Genomic DNA, 20,175 nt, shown 5'->3' with positions numbered 1-20,175 from the left:
CCGTCGCTACACCAGTACCGTGTCGGGTCGGCCGACCTCGTCCAGCCGGGTGCTGCGGTCGATCTCCATCAGCGGTTTGAGAAGGCCGTCGCGGATATCGTAGACCCAGCCATGCAGCGTCAGTTCACGACCGCTGGCGAACGCCGCCTGCACCGTGTGGGTGCGGGCGAGGTGGATCAACTGGTCGCGCACGTTCATCTCCACCAGTCGATCGACCCGTGATGCGCCCTCCGGTACAGCCTCCAGTTCGTCGGCATGGACACGGGCAACCTCGCGGGCATTTTCCAGCCAGGTGTCGACCGGGCCGCTGACCCCGCCGTTCAGCACGCCGTGGATGCCGCCGCAGCCGTGATGGCCGCAAATCACGATATTGGGCACCCCCAGCACATCGACCGCATATTGCAGCACCGACAGCAGGTTGAGATCGTCATGATGCACCAGGTTGGCGATGTTGTTGTGGATGAACATCAGCCCGGGCAACGACTGCGTCTTCTGTTCTGGACTGATGCGGCTGTCGGAACAGCCAATCCACAGGAACTGCGGGCGTGTCTGCCGGCTGAAGAAATCGGCATCCTCGTCGGTCAACTCGGCCGACCAGGCGCGGTTGGCGAGCAGCAGTTGCTTGGACATCTTCATGCGGCGTGAACCTCGGCGATGGGGGCATCGATCATCGGCGCGGTCCGCCCGGCGATGTCGCCGCGGATCAGGACGCGAATGTCGCGATATCGGGCGTTCTTGATGAAGGCGTTGATGATGTCGACATTGTCGAGATCGACATAGTTGGTCGAGGTAAGGTCGATCATCAGGTTCGCCCCGTCCGGCACCCGTCCCAGGCTCTTCTGCAATTCGTATTTATGGATGAAATACAGGTTGCGCCGGGCCCGGACCAGCCAGTCGTCGCCGGCATGGGCAACGGTGACGGCGGTGCGGAAATTGCGGGCGATCACGAATACGAAGCCAACCGCCATGCCGATCACGATGCCTTCCAGCAGGTCGGTGAACAGGATCGCGGCAACGGTGACGACCAGCGGCACGAACTGGGTCCAACCCTGTTTGAACCGTTCCATGAACAGCTTGGGCTTGGTCAGCTTGTACCCGGTGGCGATCAGCACCGCGGCCAGCGCGGACAGCGGGATCAGGTTCAGGATCGCCGGAATCAGCGCCACCGACAGCAGCAGCCAGGTACCGTGGAGCAGCGTCGACAGCTTGCTCTCGGCCCCGGCATCGACATTGGCCGAGGAGCGGACGATCACCGAAGTGACGGGCAGCCCGCCGATCAGGCCGGATACGATGTTGCCCCCGCCCTGCGCCAGCAATTCCCAGTTCTTGTCGGTGGTGCGACGTTGCGGGTCGATTTCGTCCACCGCCTTAACGCTCAGCAGCGACTCGAGGCTGGCGACGATCGCCAGGGTGATCGCGACGGTCCAGACGGTGCCGTTGGTGATCGCAGAGAAATCGGGCAGCGTGAACAGATTGACGAATTCACCGACGCCGCCGGCGCGCGGCACCTGCACCAGATGGCGGGGGCCAAGCTGCCATTCCGGCTTTACCGCGCCCAGCAGCATGTTGCCGAACACGCCGATCAGCACGACGACCAGCGGTCCCGGCACGAAGCGCAACGGCCCCGTCTTCGGTCGTGCGCCGTCCCACCAGAACAGGAATATCAGGCAGACCGCCGCGATCAGCACCGCGCCCGGGGTCACGCTGCCCGTCAGGCTGTCGGTGATCCGGGTGAAGGTGTTGATGCCGTCGCCCGTGGTGAATTCGAAAATCCCTTCCGCTTCGGCATCATAGCCGACGGCGTGGGGAATCTGTTTCAGGATCAGGATCAGGCCGATCGCCGCCAGCATCCCGGTGATGACCGAGGAGGGGACGAATTCAGCGAGGATGCCCGCCCGGGTGAAGTAGAAGCCGAGTTGCAGGATGCCCGCCAGCATCACCGCCAGGGTGAACACCTGATAACTGGGCAGGCTTTCGATCGCAGCCAGCACGATCACCGTCAGCCCCGCCGCCGGCCCGCTGACCGACAGGGGCGAGCGCGAGAGCGACCCGACGACGATGCCGCCGACGATCCCGGCGATCAGCCCGGAGAACAGCGGCGCCCCAGACGCAAGCGCGACCCCGAGGCACAGCGGTAATGCGACGAGCGCAACGACGATCGAGGCCGGCACATCCGCCCGTGCGGTCGCCAGTAACGACTTGGATGACGGCACCGATACTCCTGTCGTTATATCTCCGCCGGTCGTGACCAGTCCGGTCATGAACAGCGCATGACATTCATGTCATGTATCCTATCGCATAAGTGAGATTGTCAGGACGCGCAACGATCATGGCGGGCCGTGATGACCCACGTGGGCGGTAGATGCGCTGCGGGGGTTTCTATCCGGTTGCGCTGGCAGCCGGTATGCCTATGTCGTCCGATGATGGCGCACCGCCCGACACGATCGACCGACTGGGGTTTTCCGCGCTGGCGCGGCTATGGCACGGGCCGCGAGGCGAAGCCGGTCCGGCTGTGCGACCGCCACGGCTGCGATGCCCCGGGCGATTGCCCCGCGCCCAAATCGCCCAACAATCCCGATCGCTGGTATTTCTGTCAGGAACACGCCGCCGAGTATAATCGCGGCTGGGACTATTTCGAGGGTCTGTCCGCGGAGGAAGCGGCCGAGCGCGAGGCGAACGAAACCCGTAGTGCCAATGGCTATGAACGCTCCCGACACTATGCCTGGACTGGGCCGGGCGACGGCACCCGTTCACGCGACGAACTACGCGCATTGACCGCGCTGGGGCTGGACGACGACGCGGAGTTCGACGCGATTCGTACCGCGTGGCGCAAGCTGGCCAAGGAGAACCATCCCGACGTACGTCCGGGCGATCCCGACGCAGCCGTCCGGTTCCAGGCGGTGCAGGCCGCCTATGAAGTGCTGCGCGCTGCCGAAGAACGCCGCACCACCGCATGATCCGCATGGCGAAAAGCCGATGGACCGGGGTGGTGCTGGTCTGTGGCAAATGTTCGAAAAAGATCGATGGCGGCTTCGGCGACGATGGCAGTACGTCGCTGGCGAAGGCGCTGCGCCAACGTGCCGGCAAGGGCCGCAAGGCGACGCATGGCGTGATCGAGACGAAATGCCTGAAACTCTGCCCGAAGCGTGCGGTGGCGGTCGTCGATGCGGCCTGTCCGGAACGCTGGCTGGTAGTGGACGCCGGCGAATCCATCGACGCGGTCGCAGTGCGGATCGGGATGGTGCCGGCCGATCAGGCGTAGCGGGCCGCCGTCTCCCGGATCAGCGCGATCATGTTGGGAATGCCCTGCGTCCGGTTCGAACTCAGCTGCCGCCCCAGATCGAACGGCGTCAGTGCGGCAGGAATGTCGGTGCCGAGAATCACATCCGGTGCCCGATCCTGCACGGTCAACAGGACCAGAGCGATGATGCCCTTGGTGATCGCCGCATTCGAATCGGCCAGGAAATGCAGCTTCCCGTCGTCCATCCGGGTCGGGTAGATCCAGACGGAGGCCGAACATCCGCGTACCAGCGTCGCCTCGGTCTTCAACGCGTCCGGCATCGGTTCCAGATCGCGACCGAGATCGATCAGCAGGCGATACCGGTCGTCGGGATCGAGGAAGTCGTATTCGTCGTGGATATCGGTGATGCTGGGCATGGCCCCTCGCCTAGCGGTTGAACCGCGATCCGGGAAGCGCCCGGATCAGATGTCCACGCCCGCCGCGATCGCCTCCAGCTTGCGGATACGTTCGCGCAGGTCGGCGATCTCGATCCGGGCGCCCGCAGTGGGCGCGGGCAGATCGCCGCTGCGATCGAGCTCGCTCCGCTTCAGCTGCAGCCAGCCGCGCCAGCCCGCCAGCCCGCCGGCGACGATCATGCCCAGCCCGGCCAGTCCGGACAAGGATAGGGTAACGGTGGTGAAAGGATCGATCATGGTCGCCTCCCTGTTGATCTTCAGCGATCGCGCAGCCGCTCGATCTCGCGATCGAGGCCGAGGCTGCCGTGGTTGTCGGTAACGACCCGCTCCAGCACCGCGACGCGGTCCTTGAGCTGGCGGATCTCATCCTGCGCGCGGATCGCGTCGGCGCTCTGCACCGTGCGGTCCTGTTGCTGTCCCAGCGACTGGTATCGTCGCGACATCACCTTCGCCACGGCGACGATGAGGACGATCAGGACGGTCATCGAAAAGGGGTTCATCGGTCTTGCTCTCTATGTATCGACAGGTCAGCCGAGCTTGACCGGCTCGGCGCGCTCGTCTCGCAGCCGGTCGATCTCGTCAGACAGGTCCATGCCGCGATCGGTGACGATCCGTTCCAGCACGCGCACGCGCTGTTCCAGCCGCTCGGTCTGTGCGGCATATTGTGCCGCCTTCTCGGCGACCATCGACGCCTCCAGTTCCATCCGGCGATGCTGGTAAGCGAACCATGGCTTGACGAAAACGCCGCCGAAGATTGCGAGCAGGCCGCAGGAAATGCCCAGAATGGGGATGATGAGCGGGGACATCGGTGATCCTCAGTTGGCCGGGCTGCGCAGCCGGTCGATCTCGTGGCTCAACAGGTTGCCGCTGTCGGTCACGATCCGCTCGACGACGATCAGCCGGTCCTTCATCGAGCCGATCTCGGCGCGGAGCTGCGCATTCTCCTGACTGAGCAACTTTACCCGCTCCACCGTCTCGTCGTCCTTCTTTGGATAGACCGACTGGCCCCAAGCGCCATCGAGCGGGTAGCCATGCTTGATCCGCAGCCAGGTGGTGAGGACCCAGCCGCCGATCCCCAGCGATGCCATGATCGCGATCAGGGGGAACAACATCTGGACGATCTGGAATTTTTCGGGGGACATATGCTTGCTCCCTTGGTCAGCGCAGCGCGTCGATGGCGCGGGCGGTGCGTTCGGCGGGATCGGTCGCGATCTGTTCGAGGACGGCGATCCGCTCCTCCAGCCGGCCGACCTGTCCGGCCAGCTTCTCGTTCTCCGACGTCAGCAACTGCATCGTGCGGCGTGCCTGCGGGTCTTCGGTATTGCCCCAGTCGTCGCTGGGTGCGTAGCCATGTTTGGCGCGGATCCAGTTGTTCACGATCCAGCCGCCGGTCGACATGGCGATGATCGCCAGCACGAAGAACGGTCCACCCCAGTCCATCGTCATCACTCCCTATTGGATTGTCTGTCGTCGATCCCTGCCGGGATGGCTCAGCGCAGGCGTTCGATCTCGTCGGCAAGCGCGGTGTTGCGGCTGGTGTAGTGGGTTTCCATGTCGGCCAGCCGGCGATCGATATCGCGCAGCTTCGAGCGGACCTCGGCGGTGGAGCGCTTCGGATTGCTCCGCACCCCCTGCCAGAATTTCTGGTCGTCGGCGTTCTGATACAGGCCGATCGGTTTGGGATCGACGATCGCGGCCACGATGAAATAGGCGGCGATCACCCACCATTGCTGGGCGATCACGGCCATGCCGGCCATGCCCAACCGGACCCAGAGTACCTCGACCCCGGTGTAATCGGCGATCCCGGCGCAGACGCCCTTCCACTTGGCATCCTGCTTGTTGAGGTAAAAGCGAGTACGGGCGGCCATCTCAGTTGCTCCGGTCAGGGTTGCGGTCGAGGCGATAGCTGGGCTGCGGGGCGTTCAGGCCCGGCTTCCAGTCGGGATTGTCGGCGGCAACGATGCGCTCGACGGTGTTGAGGCGATCCTCCAGACGACGGGCGAGATTGTACATCTCGTCCAGCATCCGCTCGTCCTCCTCGGTGATCTTCGGCGCGGCGCGCCATTTGGTGATGTAGTGCAGCACCACCCAGGGCAGCCCGATGAACAGGCAGATGATGGCGAGTACGGGTTCGATATCCATCTCAACCCTCCCGGTTGCCGTTACCCAGCCGCGCCTTCAGCGCCGCCAGTTCCGCATCCACCCGGTCGCTCTGCCGCAGTTCCGCGATCTCGTCCTCCAGGCTCTTGCCGACGCCCAGGCCCATCGCCTCGGCGCGGCCCTCCGCCTCGTCGGCGCGGCGTTCCAGTTCGCCGAAGCGGCTGAACGCCTCCTGCGTCTTCGGCCCGGCATAGGCATCGCGCAGGCGATAGCGGTTGTTGGCGCTTTCCAGCCGGGTCTGGATATTCGATTGCTTCGACCGCGCCTCGCGCAGGCGACCCTGCAATTTGGCGATGTCCTCCTCGGCGGCGCGCAGGCCGTCGTCCAGCACCTGGATTTCGGCCTTGAGCTGGTCGGCCATGTCCGCCGCCTTCTGCCGCTCGACCAGCGCCGCCTTGGCGAGATCCTCGCGATCCTTGCTCAGCGCCAGTTCGGCTTTCTCGGTCCAGTTGGCCTGCAACTGTTCCAGCTTGGCGATGTGGCGGCGCATCTCCTTCTGGTCGGCGATGGTGCGCGCCGCAGAGGCGCGGACCTCGACCAGCGTTTCCTCCATTTCGAGGATGATCATGCGGATCATCTTGGCCGGGTCTTCGGCCTTGTCGAGCAGATCGGCGAAGTTGGCGGCGACGATGTCGCGGGTACGGCTGAAGATTCCCATCATGAACTCCTGAGGGGCGGAAACGGCGTTCATCCGCTTATGCCACGAAGCGGGCGGCCATGGCGACTGCCCGTCCCTGATTAAACGATCCGCCATCCGCTTCCGCCGGGCCGACCGCGGTCAGCACGCAGGTGGCGCTCATCACGATGGTCAGCGCGAGAGTGGCGAACTTGCGGGTGAATTCGTTGAACATGGCGTGGTCCCTTTTGCTGGTCGACCGTCTCATCGGCCGGATACCTGATGCTTTGCAGATGCCGTGCCAGTTTAATAAATGACGGTATTACAATATGTTACGCAATTTCCGCCTGCCGGCCGATTTTGATATCTTGCGCAACATTGGGATTCCGCGCCAAGGATTGGCAATGGAACGGGCAAGCCAGGTCATTGGTCAATCGGGGGCCTTTCTCGACGCACTGGAACGAGCCAGCCGCGCCGCTGCGCTCGACCGGCCAGTGCTGGTCATCGGCGAGCGTGGGACCGGCAAGGAACTGGTCGCCGAACGCCTCCACCGCCTGTCGCCACGCTGGGACCAGCCGCTGGTCATCATGAACTGCGCCGCGCTGCCCGAAATGCTGATCGAGGCGGAACTGTTCGGGCACGAGGCGGGCGCCTTCACCGGCGCGACCAAGGCGCGCGTCGGCCGGTTCGAGGAGGCGGACGGAGGCACCTTGTTCCTCGACGAACTCGGCACGCTGTCGATGGCGGCGCAGGAACGGCTGCTGCGCGCGGTCGAATATGGCGAGATCACGCGGATCGGGTCGTCACGGCCGATGCGGGTCGACGTGCGGATCGTTGCGGCGACCAACGAACATCTGCCCGACAAGGTCGACCGTCACGAATTTCGTGCCGATCTGCTCGACCGACTGTCGTTCGAGGTGGTCACGCTACCGCCGCTGCGCTCGCGATCGGGGGATATCCATGTCCTCGCGGATCATTTCGGGCGGCGGATGGCGGCGGAACTGGGCTGGGACCGCTGGCACGGCTTCGGCCCGGCAGCGGTCGAGCAGTTGATGCGGCATCGCTGGCCGGGCAACGTGCGTGAATTGCGCAATGTGGTGGAACGCGCGGTGTACCGCTGGGAACAGGGCGGACCGGTCGACCTGATCGAGATCGATCCCTTCGCTTCCCCCTATCGCCCGCAAAGTTCCGCGATCCCACGCCCCGATCCTGCCACGCCGTCGCCGGACACCGGCCCGCAGGACGACGAGGTGACCGCATGCGAAGTCGGCCCGTCCGACTTCAAGTCACGCGTCGCGCTGTTCGAACGCGATCTGCTGACCCGCAGCCTTGCGGAAAACCGCTTCAATCAGCGCCAGACCGCCGAGGCGCTGGGCCTGTCCTACGATCAGCTGCGCCATGCCCTGCGCCGCCACGATCTGATCGGAACGGTTGCGTAACACCGGTAGGCGGACCAATTGCGGGCGGCGTGCGTTTCCCCGCACGATCCATCCCGACCCGGTCACGGGTCCAATCAGGAGCTGCCCCGATGGCGTTCGAACTTCCCCCCCTGCCCTATGCCTATGATGCGCTGGAACCAACGATCTCGAAGGAGACGATGACGTTCCACCATGACAAGCATCACGCCGCCTACACCAACAAGCTGAACGAATTCGTCGCGGCCGACGCCAAGCTGGACGGCAAGACGATCGAGGACATCCTCGGCATGATCTCGCAACTGCCGGCCGGCGTGCGCAACAACGGCGGCGGTTACTGGAATCACGATTTTTTCTGGAACACGATGAAGCAGGGTGGCGGTCAGCCGTCGGGCAAGCTGGCCGAGGCAATCGAGCGCGATTTCGGCGGACTGGACAAGCTGAAGGAAGAATTCAACACCAAGGGTGCGGGCCAGTTCGGCTCGGGCTGGGCATGGCTGATCGCCGATGCCGGCGGCAAGCTGAAGGTCACCTCGACCCCCAATCAGGACAATCCCCTGATGGACGACGCGAAGGAGCCGGGCACGCCACTGCTGGGTAACGACGTATGGGAACATGCCTATTACCTGACGTACATGAACGACCGGCCGGGCTACCTGAAAGCATGGTGGAATGTGGTCGACTGGGACAAGGTCGGCGAGCGGTACGACGCGGTCGCGGCGTAACCCGACATCTTTCGGTTCCCCGGCTCGATGCCGGGGAGCTACCCCGGCATCTTGAACACGATCCGTCGCGACGTGCCGCCACATCCCAATTCGCCGTCAGGACGATAGGTCTTGGCGAAACGTGATGTCTTGATGAAGTCGGTCGAGGCGCGTGAGAAGATGAACGGCGGATAGCTGAGCAGGGCTCGCGGCGCGGCGGTCCTCCCATCGGCGGCGACATCGAACTGTACCTGCGCCCATCCCTCGAAACCCCAGGCCATCGCCTCGCGCGGAAATGCCTCACTGCCGGGTGAAGCCACCATTTTCGGCGGTGCATCAAGTAGGGCGCATTGCTGGGCATCGAGCCCGGTTGCCGTGAATGCGGTACGTGCGGCATCCACCTGTCCCGCCCGCTGTTCCAGCGACGCGATCCGGACCAGCGCCCCTACTTTCAGCGGATCGTCCTTCGACAGCGCGGCATCGTCGACGATCTGACGCAACACCGGCATCGCGTTCCGATCCCCCGATCGTCGCGCCGTCATCTGATCGGCCAGCATCAGCCGCAGGATCGCCCGCGCCTGCGGATCGCCGAAATAGGCCGGTGACACTATCAGCGCAGTCAGCTTCTCATGACGCTTGTTGCGGCCATCGTCGTCATCGTCCCGCACGGCGCGATCGAACGCCAGCCGCACCACGGGTGGCGCGGCATGGGCCACCGCGATCGCCATGCCGCGATCGTACAACGCAAGCCGTTCTTCTGCCGGCAACGTCCAGTTACCCGCAAGACGGAACAGTGCGGCCAACGTCGCCAGAGATGCGGGGGAGGTCGCGCTGGCTGTCGCCAACGCCGCTCGCTGTGGCGCGAGGGCGACGGGGCCATTCACCTCGTCCGGCAGGTCGATATCCTTGCCGGCTAGCCATTTTTCCACCGCTGCATCGACACTGCCCTCGATCGATGGACGCTGAAAAGCGGTGGAGCACCGCATCTCCACCCGCGCGCCATAGCGGAAGAAGGCGGGGATCGCCGCCACCCGATCCGCCGGCCACCACCATTCCCGCACCGTCCGCGCGAATTCGAGCGCAACCTGTCCGCCGCCGGCCGCGTAGATCGGCGCGACATTGCGCACGGTACCGTCGTCGGCGATGCTGAACTCGACCACCGCGACATCGGCCGGCTTCAGTCCAGCCTCGCCGCCACAGTCCGGCGCGCGCATCTCGGCGGCGGGATCGAATTCGCCTTTGGGCAGACGGCCGGCCCCCGTCATCGCCATGTATTCACGCGCTTGATCGGGTTGCCCCGCGAGCAGCATCGCGATCGCGGCATCGGAGCGAACCGCGACATCCGCCAGGCTGGTGCGACTGGTCAGCCCGCCCGATGCCGCCACCGCGCGTAATGCCGCCGCCTTGGCACTGGCGAAATCACCGGTGTTGAGCAGCAGTTCGGCCTGGCGCTGGGCAATCGTCGCCGTCACCTTGCCGTCCAGCTTGGTGCCGGCAGCAATCGCGTCGATCCGGACAAGAGCCGCTTTCGCCCGAGCAGGGTCGACGAAGGTCAGTGCCTGCACCTGGCCCAGCAGCGCGCCCAGCTTTGCACCGGGGTCGCCCGCATCCTGTTCCGCCGCGATATAGAAATCCGCTGCACCGGCATAATCCAGCGCATCGATCGCCAACGCGCCTAGCCGAAGATTGGCCAGCAGCCGGTCGTCGGCCAGTGTCGCATCGGTCTTGGGCAAGCCGGCAAGCCCGGCCCGAATCGCCTCGCCCGCGCCCGACCTGTCCCCCGCCTTCAGCAGCGACGCACCGCGGCGAACCTGCGCGATCGCCCGGCTGCGCGATCCCGGCTTGCTCCGCTGTTCCAGCGCCCCCCATGCCCGGGCGGCGGCGGCCGCATCGGGCGTGGCGTCCAGCGCGACGGCGGCGTCGAACAGTTGCTGCGCCGTCGGGGTGGCGCCCATGGTCGTGACCGGCGCCTGCTGCGCCCCCGCCGTACCGGCCAGCATGATCGCTGCCACTGCCCCTGCCGTCATCCGCATCGTGCGTCTCCCCCGCGTCGGCAGGCTGTATGCACGGCGGCGCATCCCATGGAAAACGGAAACGCCAGAGGATCTGTAAGCCGGGTTCTGTCCTCCCCAAGGGGATGGGCGACCATTCCTCTACGACGACGCTTGCGCGCCGCCTCCAGCAACCAACCCGGGCAGCGGGTGGAAACGCACCCCGGAACCGCGAAGGTTCCATGCCGCCCCTATTCGGTCTTGCTCCCGGTGGGGTTTACCATGCCGCTTCCGTTACCGGTCGCGCGGTGCGCTCTTGCCGCACCCTTTCACCGTGGCGTCGCCGAAGCGGTCGCCGTCTGCTCTCTGTGGCACTGTCCCTGGGGTCACCCCCGCCGGGCGTTACCCGGCACCGTCGTTTCGTGGAGCCCGGACTTTCCTCGCGCAGCCAAGGCTGCCCGCGGTCGCCCGATCCTCTGGCGTCGCGCGTCCCTAGCCGCGATGGCAGCCCCCGCCAACCATCAATCGTCGCCTTGTGGACGCGGCAACAGCAGCGCGAGCAGGATCATGCGGCATTCGGCATCGATCTCACCATCGATCAATTCGGGACGGAACCGCCGCTGGAATGCCATGATCGCCGCCATCCGATCCGCGACATCATATCCGAACCGTTCCAGCGCCAGGCAGAATCCTGCCTGCGTCCATTGCGGGTCCATGAGGTTGCGGGTCGGACGTGGCAGCGCAAGCCGCAGGCGGGCCAGGCTGTGCCACGGAAACAGTTCGCCCGGATCGCGCTTGCGGGCGGGCGCGATGTCCGAATGGCCGACGACGTCGCCGCGGGTGATGCCGTGGCGTTCCTTGATATCGGCGACCAGCGGGATCAGCGCCTCGATCTGTTCGGCCGGAAACGGGCGATAACCCCAGTCGTGACCGGGATTGACAATCTCGATACCGATACTGGCCGAATTGACGTCTTCGATCGCACGCCAGTGTGAGCGGCCGGCGTGCCAGGCGCGCTTGTCCTCATCCACCATCCGCAGGATCGTCCCGTCTTCCGCGACGAGATAATGGCACGATACCTTGGCGGCAGGATCACGCAGCCGGGCAATAGCGCTCTCGGCGTCCTGCATCCCGGTATAATGCAGTACCAGCATCGACACGGGCAGCGACCGTTCGTCCCAGTTGGGCGACGGGGTGTCGATGATCGTCATAACCGGCCGTTCTCCCGCTGAGGCGGGTTCTGGTTGGCCGAAGACGGCGTGCCCCGCAAGCGTTCAGGCAGCGTCGCGAACGGATGCCGGCCCCACCCGGTCGTAGAAACCACGGAATCGACGGCTGGGTTCGAACAGGCCGGTCTGCCCGATCACCGTCTCCCCCGCGCCCAGCACCAAGGTACCACCCGGCCCCAGCGCCTCCGCCAGCATCGCGAACACCGCCAGCTTGGTAGGCCCCGACAGATAGATCAGGACGTTCCGGCACAGCACCACGTCGAATTTTCCCGGTGGCGGGCGATCGGTGACCAGGTTCATCCGTCGGAACTGGATCAGCCGTGTCAGTTCGGCCTTGGCGACCCAGTCGCCCCCATCGCCATCGAACCAGCGCATCATCCGCCGGATCGGTAATCCGCGCTGGATCTCGAACTGGGTATAACGTCCCGACCGCGCCCGGCCGAGCGCGCTGTCCGACACATCGGTTGCAACGATCTCAGGGATCGCCATGCGCTTTTCGGCCTGCCGTTCGGCGTAGTGCATCGCCAGCGACAGCGGCTCCTGCCCCGTCGCGCAGCCCGCGCTCCATATCCGTACCCGCCGCCCCTTTTCTTCGTGCACCGCGACCGCCTCGGTCAGCATCTCGAAGACGGGCTGATCGCGGTAGAACGAGGTTTCGCAGTTTACCAAAGCGTCGACGATGCGATCGGCCACCGTTCGGTCCTGCCCGTCCAACAACTGCAGCACCAGTTGATCGAGCGTCTCCAGCCCGCGTTCGCGCAACAGCGGTTTCAGCGCGGTGTCCAGTCGCCATGACCGATAGCTGGCCAGTTGCTGGCCGGTCCGCGCCTCCAGCAATGCGGACAGCACCGTCATCGCCACGGTCGATCCCGGCATCGCCTGGGAAAAGGAAGCGGTCATGGGCGACGTCCCGTCGCGATCAGCCGGCCGATCGCCTCGGGCGGCAGGATCGCATCGGCATGGCCCTGCGCGGCGACTACACCGGGCATGCCCCATACCACCGAACTTGCCTGGTCCTGCACGATCACACACCCCCCCCTGGCCTTGACGCGCTGTATGCCTTCAGCCCCGTCCCGGCCCATGCCGCTCAGCACGACCGCGAGCAGCCTTGCGCCGTAGACCTCTGCCAGCGAAGCGAACATCGGATCTACCGAGGGCAGGCAACCGCTCGCCACCGGCTCAGCGGTCAACCGTACCGCCGCCCCGCCCTCGGGCAACGACACGCAGCGCAAGTGACTGTCGCCGGGCGCCACGATCACCCGTCCCGGGCGCACCCGCAGCCGGTCCACCGCCACGTCGCATGGCCGCCCGGCCATCAGCGCCAATTGAGCCGCAAAATAGGTCATGAACGATACCGGCAGATGCTGTGTCACCATGATCGGCGAACTGAATCCGGGCGGTACCGCGCGCAGCAACTTGCTCAATGCGTGAATGCCGCCGGTCGACGCCCCGATAGCGACGATATCGAAATCGGTCGCGGTGCGTGCGAATGTCATCGTTACCGGGTTCGAGCCGCAGGGTGGCGCAACTTTCGGGGAAACCGCCGGGCGCCGTGGCAGTGGCGGGCGATCGAACAAACGGCCGATCCGTTCGACGAGTTGCCGACCGAACTCGGCGGACAGGCCGCTCGTCCCCGGTTTTTCCAGTGTGTCCGCGGCCCCCAGCGCCAGCGCCTGAACCGTCGTTGCCGCACCATCGCCCGCGGATGACGACACGACGACGATCCGGGCACCCTGACCCGCATTGAGCAGGTCGGGAAGCGCAGTCAGTCCATCGACCCCCGGCAGCGCGACATCCAGCAGGATGACGTCCACCGTCTCGCCAGCCAGGAACGCGAGCGCGGCGGCGACCGTCGCCACCGCCCCGGCCACCCCCATCCGGTCTCCGGCCTCGACCAGCCGCGTGATAACCGCGCGCGACACGACCGAGTCGTCGACGATCAGGACCCGGATCGGGTCGGCCGGCGACAGGCCCGGCGGTCGGATGGCGATGGCCATCTATTTCAGCCCCGCCGGTCGGGATTCACGCCATGCCGACAATCTGGAGCTTGCTCTCCAGCGTGTCGCGGTCGAACGGCTTCATCACATATTCGTCGGCCCCCGCCTCGATCGCGGCGCGGATATAGGCCATGCCGTTCTCGGTCGTGCAGAACACCACCTTGGGCCGGGTCGGTACGTCGGATTCGCGTAGAGCACGCAGAAAATCCATCCCGCTCATCACCGGCATGTTCCAGTCGAGCAGGATCACATCCGGCGCGGAGACAAGACACGCATCCATCGCCTCGCGCCCGTCGCATGCCTCGGTCACCTGAAAATCGAGCGTCTCCAGAATGTGTCGCGCGACCTTGCGGATCACCTTTGAATCGTCGACCACCAGACAAGTCTTCATGAAACAGCCTTCCGTCACCTGACAGCATGATAGTGGCAGGTAAAAATGATTAGCGTCTTAACCGCCGGGTCGTTTTCAGGCGGCGATCGCCTGATCGTCGATTACGGTACCGGCGGGGACAAGGGCGGTCAGGTCGAGGACGAGCAACGGCTCGCCGTCTCGTTCGACCACGCCGTTCGCCGCGGTTGCCCAGCGCCCATCCAGGGCCAGACCGGACGATAGCGATGTCCGCTCGAACGGAAACACGTCCTCGAACGCGTCGACCAGGAATGCGTAATGATGGCCGTCGATCGCGGCGATGATCGCGCGCCGCGCTGCCCGTGCCGGCTCCCGCCCCAGCGCGACCTGGGTATCGATGACGGTCACCACCCGGCTGCGCAGCGCCGCCAGCCCGCGGACCGCGGGCGGCGCGCAGGGCACCGCCACCACCTCGCCGATATCAACCGCCGAATCGACCTGCGATGCCGCTACCGCGACCCAGCGGCCGGCCAGATGGGCGATCAGGAACAACTCGCTCATCGTGCCATCTCCCGCCGCATGTCGTCATGGGACTGCATTTCCGCCGCAACCGCCGCGATCAGCGCCGCCCGGTCGTAGCGATAGATGCCTGCCTCGCCCGGCATCGCCGGACGGCTGCGCAGCAGCACGACCGGATCGCCCTTTGCCGATGCGGCAGGCGGATCGTCATCCATCGCCAGCGTCACCGCTGCGGACTCGCCCGGTGCCAGCGTGGAGGCGCAGCGATATCCCGACGCCTCCAGCACGGGTCGCAGGAACGTTTCCATCCAGCCGGTGCCGTCATGATGCAAAAGGCAGAGCGGGCGGATGACCGGCGGCGCGAGTTCGCCCGCGAACAGGGCATGGCCATCCACCACTTCCACCTGCTCGCCGTTCACCACTGCGACCCCGGCGATGCCGGGTCGATCGCGTACCGGCGCCATTGCCACCGGCAACGTCACGATCTCGTGCGCATCCCGGATCGGATAACCGATTTCGGTCACACCGTCGGTCAGCCGCAGCAGCGTCACCTGCCCGGTCGTCGGGGGGTCCGCCATTGTCACCAGCGGCACGACGCCGCCCTCGATCGACAAATGCAGGCGCCCGCCCGTCCGCTGGATCGCGGAGGCGGATACCGTTTCGACCCGGTCCACCGCTGCCAGCGGCAGCGCACGCCGTTGCCCGTCGAGATCATCGAACAACAAGGCATCGATTCCGCGCTCCTGCGCCCCCGCCTCGTTCTCGTCGACGATCGCCTTCGGCGTGAAGCGTAGCCCCGCCGCCGCCGCGACGCCCGCGCCGTCGAGCAGCAGCATCGGCAATCCGCTGTCGGGCAGCGTCTGTCCTGCATAGATGCCAGTGCCCATCACCGCCGGGCAGACCGGCTTCACCACCAGCTCCTCCGAATCCAGCACCGCGCCGATCCCGAGGGCGAAATTGCCGTCACGCGTGCCGACGATCGCCAAGGCCTGCGTACGCCCGCCATCGATCCCCAGCAGTGCGGCCAGATCGACCAGCGGAAGCCGCCGCCCCCGCACCGTCGCCACCCGCGCATCGCCCAGATCGTCGACCCTCACCGCATCGCCGCGGATCGCCACGATCTCCTCGATCGACTGGCGCGGCAGCGCAAAGCGCTGTCCGCCTACGCCCACCACGATTGCCGGGATGATCGACAGCGTCAGCGGCACCTGCAGTTCGATCGTCAGCCCGGCACCCGGCCGGTTGCGCAGCGCGATACGGCCACCGATCTGCTCGATATTGGCCCGCACCACGTCCATGCCGACGCCACGCCCCGATATGGCGGTCGCCGTATCCCGACTCGACAGACCGGGCGCAAAGATCAGCTCCAGTCGCTGCCGCTCGGTCATCGCCGCGAGCTTGACCTCGCTGTGCAGCCCTACCGCTGCCGCCTTGACGACCAGCCGATCGACATCGATGCCGCGCCCGTCGTCACTCACCTCCAGCACGATCTGGTTGCCGGTCTGCCGAGCCGATACCAGCAGCCGTCCCGCCTCGCGCTTGCCCAGCGCATGGCGCAGCGCCGGCGGCTCGATCCCGTGATCCACGGCGTTGCGGATGATGTGGACCAGTGGATCGCGCAGCAGTTCGATCATTTCGCGATCGAGTTCGACGTCGGCGCCCTCCACCTCCAGCGTCACCAGCTTGCCGAGTGGTGTCGCGGTATCGCGCACCATCCGGGGCATCGCCGAAAAAAGCGCCTCGATCCGCTGCATCCGGGTACGACTGATCGTATCGCGCATTTCGCCCACGGTCAGCGACAGGCGTTCCAACGCACCTTCGACACGGGGATCGATCGGCTGGTCGCGCAGGCGACGGGCCAGTTCGTTGCGCGCCAGCACCATATCGGACATGCCGGCCATCATCCGGTCGAGCAGATCGACCGCCAGTCGTACGCTGCGGCTGGCGATACGCGTCTGCGGCCCGGCCGATGCCGGTGCGGCGGGCAAGGCATCCTCCGCCAGGGCGGCGATCAGCAGATCCTCGGTAGTATCGTCGAGCGGCAATCCGGCAGCGATCGCCTCGGTCAGTTCGCCGATCCGGTCGACGATCGCGAGTACCGCATTGACCAGCGCGGTATCTGGCGCGCGCGTACCCTCGCGCACCGCCGCCAGCACGTCCTCGGCGGCATGGGCCAGGCGACCGAGCCTCGGCAGATCAAGGAAACCGCAGCTACCCTTCACCGTGTGAACGAAGCGGAAGATCGCATCCAGCCGGGCGCGATCGGTAGGGTTGGCCTCCCACAGCACGATCTCCCCCGACAACGCGTCCAGCGTTTCTCGGGTTTCCGCGATGAATTCCTGTAGCAGGTCGTCCATGAGCCTCCGGGCGTTCGCCGACGGTCATGGACGACAGGGGTTAAGACCCCCTTTACCCGCCGGTAATTCCGCCAGAGATTACCCGGCAAGCACCGCCATTGTCGCACCGAAGATCATCACGCCTTCGCCTTGGTCGGACACCATCACCTGCCCGTCACCCTCGGCGACCAGCGTATGAACCATGAACGCCGCCGCCAATCGCGACGTGACGCCGTCCGCTGCCGTTCCCTCGGTCAGCATCCGGCGTAGCTCAGGATCAAGGATGATGCGCGGACCCGCGATGCGGACCACGATCTCCAGCCGCCCGTCTTCCTCCTCGGCACCGATGTCGAGTGTGCCGCCACGGACCAGCGCCTCGTTGGCGATCAGGGTCAGGTTCAGCATCGCCTTCACCGCTGCCTTGGGCAGTGCATCGGCTTCGACCAGCCAGCCCAGCTTGGTGCGCTTGGCGTCGGACAGAAGCCCCTCGATCGCGGCACGCGCTTCCCGCGGATCGACCGTCTCGCCGAACCCGCCGGCCGCCCCGAAGGCGAGGCGGAAGAACTTCAGCTTGTTGGCCGAGGTGCGGGCACTGTCGGACAATAATTCCATGCACCGTTGCCGCATCGCGGGATCGGTTTCGTCCGCCAGCAACTCCAGCCCGTTGTTGAGCGCGCCCACCGGGGACAACAGGTCGTGGCAGAGTCGCGAACAAAGCAGGCTGGCGAAATCGACCGGACTGATGGTCATGCTGATCCCCTGAAAAACGTATGTCCTGTGCGGGCTTTCGCTTTTCCCCGCAAGTCCATGTCGGTCAGCCGGATAACGGATCGATCGATAGGGCGGCGAACCGGCCATGCACCGGTCCGTCCATCATCGCCCGCCATGCCGTCACTTTGCCGCCTGCCACGATCAGCCAGATGCCACCGTCCGGCGCGGCATCGGCTGCATCGCGTGGCGATGGCGCGGCGACGCCGCCGGGGTGAGAGTGATAGCAGCCGACCGGCATCATCGCCCCGTCCCGTGCCCGCCGGTGCGCCGCCAGCAATGCCGCCGGATCGATCTCGAATCGCCGCGCCGGATCGGAGGCCACGTTGGTGCAGGGTTCGACTGCGTCGATCCGGTCGGCACTGCCGAACAGCAGCCCGCACACCTCCGCCTCCGGTGACGCGGCGGCGATCGCGACGATCCGGTCGATCACCGCGCTTGAAATTTTCACCCTCATCGCCATCTGGCGTAGTCCATGGACCGGGGGGTTGCCACTATCGAAGCGACGATCGCGCCGGCTGCGGACGGGTGGCGGCTGGACCGTGCGCTCGCCGAAGCGGTACCGACGCTGTCGCGCGAACGGTTGAAGGTGTTGATCGCCGCCGGGGCGGTATCGCATGCCGGTGCGCTGGCCCGTGATCCGGCGCGGCGCGCGACCGCGGGCAGCATATTCTCCGTCGCGGTGCCGATCCCCACCCTGCCGCATAACGAAGCGCAGGATATCCCGCTGGTCGTCGCTTATGAGGATGAACATCTGATCGTGATCGACAAGCCCGCCGGGCTCGTCGTCCATCCCGCTGCCGGCAATCTTGACGGGACGCTCGTCAACGCGTTGCTCCACCATTGCCGGGGCTCGCTGTCGGGGATCGGCGGGGTCGCACGGCCGGGAATCGTCCACCGGATCGACAAGGACACATCCGGGCTGATGATCGCCGCCAAGACCGATCGCGCGCACGAAGGTTTAGCCAAACAGTTCGCCGACCATAGCATCGAGCGCCGCTACCGCGCGATCACCGGCGGCATCCCCCGCCCGGCCGAAGGATCGGTCGACGCCCCGCTTGCCCGCAGCGCCCAGAACCGCAAAAAGATCGCGATCGTGCCCGGCGGGAAGCGCGCGGTCACCCATTATCGCACTCTTCAGACTCTGCGTGATGCGGCCCTGGTGGAATGCCGGCTGGAAACAGGACGCACCCATCAGGTCCGCGTTCACATGGCGTCACTCGGCCATTCATTGCTCGGTGATCCCGTCTATGGCCGGGCAAAAGGATTTCCGCGTCAGGTGCTGGAAACGATCGGTTTCCGGCGACAGGCGTTGCATGCCGCCCGACTGGGGTTCATCCATCCCATAAAAGGTGACGTAATGGCCTTCGACAGCGACATGCCGCCGGATATGCAGGAACTGTTCAGCCGCCTTCACGTATAACTTTTAGCGACTTCGCCGCATCGCGGCACGCGCGTCCGAGGAAAGGGATCATCATGGCAAAAGGCAGCAACGTCCCGGCGACGATACCTGCACTCGGCGGCGAACAGAGCCTCAACCGCTATCTGTCCGAAATCCGCAAGTTTCCCCTGCTCCAGCCCGAGCAGGAATATATGCTCGCCAAGCGGTTCCAGGAGCATGGCGATACCGATGCGGCAGCCCAGCTCGTGACCAGTCACCTTCGGCTCGTCGCAAAGATCGCGATGGGTTATCGCGGCTATGGTCTGCCTACCTCCGAACTGATTTCGGAAGGCAATATCGGCCTGATGCAGGGCGTGAAGAAGTTCGAGCCCGATCGCGGTTTCCGCCTCGCCACCTATGCGATGTGGTGGATTCGCGCGTCGATCCAGGAATATATCCTGCGGTCGTGGAGCCTCGTGAAAATGGGCACCACCGCCGCGCAGAAAAAGCTGTTCTTCAATCTGCGTCGCATGAAGTCCAAGCTCGACGCGTTCGAGGACGGCGATCTGCGTCCCGAGGACGTCACCAAGATCGCGACCGATCTTGGCGTTGCGGAACATGACGTTGTCTCCATGAACCGCCGCATGGCGATGGGTGGCGATACGTCTCTGAACGTACCGATGCGTGAAGATGGTGAAGGTCAGTGGCAGGACTGGCTTCAGGACGATGCGCCGCTTCAGGACAAGATTGTTGCCGATCAACAGGAAGCGGACGTTCGTCACGACATGCTTGTTTCTGCGATGGATGATCTGAACGATCGCGAAAAGCACATCCTGACCGAACGCCGGCTGACCGACGACCCCAAGACGCTGGAAGAACTCAGTCAGGTCTATGGCGTCAGCCGCGAGCGTGTGCGCCAGATCGAGGTACGGGCGTTCGAGAAGCTGCAAAAGGGCATGATGCGGCTGGCCGGGGAAAAGCGGCTCCTGACCGCGGCCTGATCCGGCCAAGACG

The 20,175-nt window shown here is 65.4% G+C and carries 27 protein-coding genes and 1 other RNA gene; 6 read left to right on the top strand and 22 right to left on the bottom strand.

Annotated elements, in window-relative coordinates:
- Window positions 1–6 precede the first annotated feature (6 nt).
- Both ABD719_RS11160 and ABD719_RS11155 read right to left on the bottom strand, forming a co-directional pair.
- Window positions 7–636 (bottom strand): carbonic anhydrase, encoded by a 630-nt coding sequence (locus ABD719_RS11160; RefSeq protein ID WP_344693436.1) that lies wholly within the window; start codon window positions 634–636, stop codon window positions 7–9.
- On the bottom strand, window positions 633–2,213 hold the full coding sequence (locus ABD719_RS11155; protein WP_344693435.1) for a SulP family inorganic anion transporter: 1,581 nt from the start codon (window positions 2,211–2,213) through the stop codon (window positions 633–635). The genes ABD719_RS11160 and ABD719_RS11155 overlap by 4 nt, the downstream gene beginning before the upstream one ends.
- 210 nt (window positions 2,214–2,423) lie before the next feature.
- Between ABD719_RS11155 and ABD719_RS11150 the strand changes: the two genes are divergently transcribed.
- Together ABD719_RS11150 and ABD719_RS11145 are read left to right on the top strand one after the other, a co-directional pair.
- On the top strand, window positions 2,424–2,957 hold the full coding sequence (locus tag ABD719_RS11150) for a J domain-containing protein (RefSeq protein WP_344693434.1): 534 nt from the start codon (window positions 2,424–2,426) through the stop codon (window positions 2,955–2,957).
- A 5-nt stretch (window positions 2,958–2,962) separates the two neighbouring features.
- Entirely contained in the window at window positions 2,963–3,262 is a 300-nt protein-coding gene (locus ABD719_RS11145; protein ID WP_344693432.1) for a (2Fe-2S) ferredoxin domain-containing protein, read from the top strand.
- Here ABD719_RS11145 and ABD719_RS11140 read toward each other — a convergent pair.
- The 10 genes from ABD719_RS11140 to ABD719_RS11095 are packed head-to-tail and all read right to left on the bottom strand — an operon-like array spanning window position 3,253 to window position 6,707.
- Entirely contained in the window at window positions 3,253–3,657 is a 405-nt protein-coding gene (locus ABD719_RS11140) for a SufE family protein (protein WP_344693431.1), read from the bottom strand. The genes ABD719_RS11145 and ABD719_RS11140 overlap by 10 nt on opposite strands.
- A gap of 45 nt (window positions 3,658–3,702) precedes the next feature.
- Entirely contained in the window at window positions 3,703–3,933 is a 231-nt protein-coding gene (locus ABD719_RS11135; RefSeq protein ID WP_192124398.1) for a hypothetical protein, read from the bottom strand.
- 20 nt (window positions 3,934–3,953) lie between these two features.
- Window positions 3,954–4,196 carry a hypothetical protein gene (locus tag ABD719_RS11130; RefSeq protein ID WP_344693430.1) on the bottom strand — a complete coding sequence of 81 codons (243 nt, stop codon included), beginning with the start codon at window positions 4,194–4,196 and terminating at the stop codon, window positions 3,954–3,956.
- 27 nt (window positions 4,197–4,223) lie between these two features.
- Window positions 4,224–4,502 carry a hypothetical protein gene (locus ABD719_RS11125; RefSeq protein ID WP_344693429.1) on the bottom strand — a complete coding sequence of 93 codons (279 nt, stop codon included), beginning with the start codon at window positions 4,500–4,502 and terminating at the stop codon, window positions 4,224–4,226.
- A 9-nt stretch (window positions 4,503–4,511) separates the two neighbouring features.
- The gene (locus ABD719_RS11120) at window positions 4,512–4,808 is read right to left on the bottom strand and encodes a hypothetical protein (protein ID WP_425567157.1); all 297 of its coding nucleotides are present in this window, start codon (window positions 4,806–4,808) and stop codon (window positions 4,512–4,514) included.
- Window positions 4,809–4,854: 46 nt separating this feature from the next.
- On the bottom strand, window positions 4,855–5,136 hold the full coding sequence (locus tag ABD719_RS11115; protein WP_344693463.1) for a hypothetical protein: 282 nt from the start codon (window positions 5,134–5,136) through the stop codon (window positions 4,855–4,857).
- Window positions 5,137–5,186: 50 nt separating this feature from the next.
- A complete protein-coding gene (gene pspC / locus ABD719_RS11110) occupies window positions 5,187–5,564 on the bottom strand; it encodes an envelope stress response membrane protein PspC (RefSeq protein ID WP_344693427.1) in 378 nt (125 codons plus the stop codon).
- A 1-nt stretch (window position 5,565) separates the two neighbouring features.
- Window positions 5,566–5,838, bottom strand: a complete 273-nt coding sequence (pspB, locus tag ABD719_RS11105; RefSeq protein ID WP_344693426.1) for an envelope stress response membrane protein PspB — start codon at window positions 5,836–5,838, stop codon at window positions 5,566–5,568.
- A 1-nt stretch (window position 5,839) separates the two neighbouring features.
- Window positions 5,840–6,514: a phage shock protein PspA gene (gene pspA, locus ABD719_RS11100; RefSeq protein ID WP_344693425.1), complete on the bottom strand. Its 675-nt coding sequence runs from the start codon at window positions 6,512–6,514 to the stop codon at window positions 5,840–5,842.
- A gap of 37 nt (window positions 6,515–6,551) precedes the next feature.
- The gene (locus tag ABD719_RS11095; protein WP_344693424.1) at window positions 6,552–6,707 is read right to left on the bottom strand and encodes a hypothetical protein; all 156 of its coding nucleotides are present in this window, start codon (window positions 6,705–6,707) and stop codon (window positions 6,552–6,554) included.
- Between the two features lie 169 nt (window positions 6,708–6,876).
- On the opposite strand from ABD719_RS11095, the gene pspF reads away from it, so the two are divergent.
- Together pspF and ABD719_RS11085 are read left to right on the top strand one after the other, a co-directional pair.
- Window positions 6,877–7,911 carry a phage shock protein operon transcriptional activator gene (pspF, locus tag ABD719_RS11090; RefSeq protein ID WP_344693423.1) on the top strand — a complete coding sequence of 345 codons (1,035 nt, stop codon included), beginning with the start codon at window positions 6,877–6,879 and terminating at the stop codon, window positions 7,909–7,911.
- Window positions 7,912–8,000: 89 nt separating this feature from the next.
- Window positions 8,001–8,612 carry a superoxide dismutase gene (locus ABD719_RS11085; RefSeq protein WP_344693422.1) on the top strand — a complete coding sequence of 204 codons (612 nt, stop codon included), beginning with the start codon at window positions 8,001–8,003 and terminating at the stop codon, window positions 8,610–8,612.
- Between the two features lie 38 nt (window positions 8,613–8,650).
- Here the strand turns inward: ABD719_RS11085 and ABD719_RS11080 are convergent, their stop codons facing one another.
- From ABD719_RS11080 to ABD719_RS11035, 10 genes are all read right to left on the bottom strand, one after another.
- Window positions 8,651–10,624, bottom strand: coding sequence for an energy transducer TonB (locus ABD719_RS11080; protein ID WP_344693421.1), 1,974 nt, complete (start codon window positions 10,622–10,624; stop codon window positions 8,651–8,653).
- 60 nt (window positions 10,625–10,684) lie between these two features.
- An RNA gene (rnpB, locus tag ABD719_RS11075) (RNase P RNA component class A) lies at window positions 10,685–11,062 on the bottom strand.
- Between the two features lie 41 nt (window positions 11,063–11,103).
- Window positions 11,104–11,793 (bottom strand): N-acetylmuramoyl-L-alanine amidase, encoded by a 690-nt coding sequence (locus tag ABD719_RS11070; protein WP_344693420.1) that lies wholly within the window; start codon window positions 11,791–11,793, stop codon window positions 11,104–11,106.
- A gap of 63 nt (window positions 11,794–11,856) precedes the next feature.
- A complete protein-coding gene (locus ABD719_RS11065) occupies window positions 11,857–12,711 on the bottom strand; it encodes a CheR family methyltransferase (protein ID WP_344693419.1) in 855 nt (284 codons plus the stop codon).
- The gene (locus tag ABD719_RS11060) at window positions 12,708–13,808 is read right to left on the bottom strand and encodes a chemotaxis protein CheB (RefSeq protein ID WP_344693418.1); all 1,101 of its coding nucleotides are present in this window, start codon (window positions 13,806–13,808) and stop codon (window positions 12,708–12,710) included. The genes ABD719_RS11065 and ABD719_RS11060 overlap by 4 nt, the downstream gene beginning before the upstream one ends.
- A 25-nt stretch (window positions 13,809–13,833) precedes the next feature.
- Window positions 13,834–14,199 carry a response regulator gene (locus ABD719_RS11055; protein ID WP_192124426.1) on the bottom strand — a complete coding sequence of 122 codons (366 nt, stop codon included), beginning with the start codon at window positions 14,197–14,199 and terminating at the stop codon, window positions 13,834–13,836.
- Window positions 14,200–14,274: 75 nt separating this feature from the next.
- A complete protein-coding gene (locus tag ABD719_RS11050) occupies window positions 14,275–14,718 on the bottom strand; it encodes a chemotaxis protein CheW (RefSeq protein WP_344693417.1) in 444 nt (147 codons plus the stop codon).
- On the bottom strand, window positions 14,715–17,033 hold the full coding sequence (locus tag ABD719_RS11045) for a chemotaxis protein CheA (RefSeq protein ID WP_344693416.1): 2,319 nt from the start codon (window positions 17,031–17,033) through the stop codon (window positions 14,715–14,717). Before ABD719_RS11045 ends, ABD719_RS11050 begins: the two co-directional genes overlap by 4 nt.
- Window positions 17,034–17,111: 78 nt before the next feature.
- Window positions 17,112–17,762 (bottom strand): histidine phosphotransferase family protein, encoded by a 651-nt coding sequence (locus ABD719_RS11040; RefSeq protein ID WP_344693415.1) that lies wholly within the window; start codon window positions 17,760–17,762, stop codon window positions 17,112–17,114.
- A 64-nt stretch (window positions 17,763–17,826) separates the two neighbouring features.
- On the bottom strand, window positions 17,827–18,237 hold the full coding sequence (locus ABD719_RS11035) for a M67 family metallopeptidase (protein ID WP_344693462.1): 411 nt from the start codon (window positions 18,235–18,237) through the stop codon (window positions 17,827–17,829).
- An 18-nt stretch (window positions 18,238–18,255) separates the two neighbouring features.
- Between ABD719_RS11035 and ABD719_RS11030 the strand changes: the two genes are divergently transcribed.
- Both ABD719_RS11030 and rpoH read left to right on the top strand, forming a co-directional pair.
- Window positions 18,256–19,203 carry an RluA family pseudouridine synthase gene (locus tag ABD719_RS11030; protein WP_344693414.1) on the top strand — a complete coding sequence of 316 codons (948 nt, stop codon included), beginning with the start codon at window positions 18,256–18,258 and terminating at the stop codon, window positions 19,201–19,203.
- 53 nt (window positions 19,204–19,256) lie between these two features.
- Complete coding sequence (gene rpoH / locus ABD719_RS11025; protein ID WP_192124437.1) at window positions 19,257–20,162, top strand: RNA polymerase sigma factor RpoH; 906 nt, start codon at window positions 19,257–19,259, stop codon at window positions 20,160–20,162.
- Window positions 20,163–20,175 lie beyond the last annotated feature (13 nt).

The organism is Sphingomonas cynarae, assembly GCF_039537815.1.
Classification (GTDB): domain Bacteria; phylum Pseudomonadota; class Alphaproteobacteria; order Sphingomonadales; family Sphingomonadaceae; genus Sphingomonas; species Sphingomonas cynarae.
The sequence above is the reverse complement of the archived record's forward strand: the minus strand, read 5'-3'. Positions and strand labels throughout refer to the sequence as shown.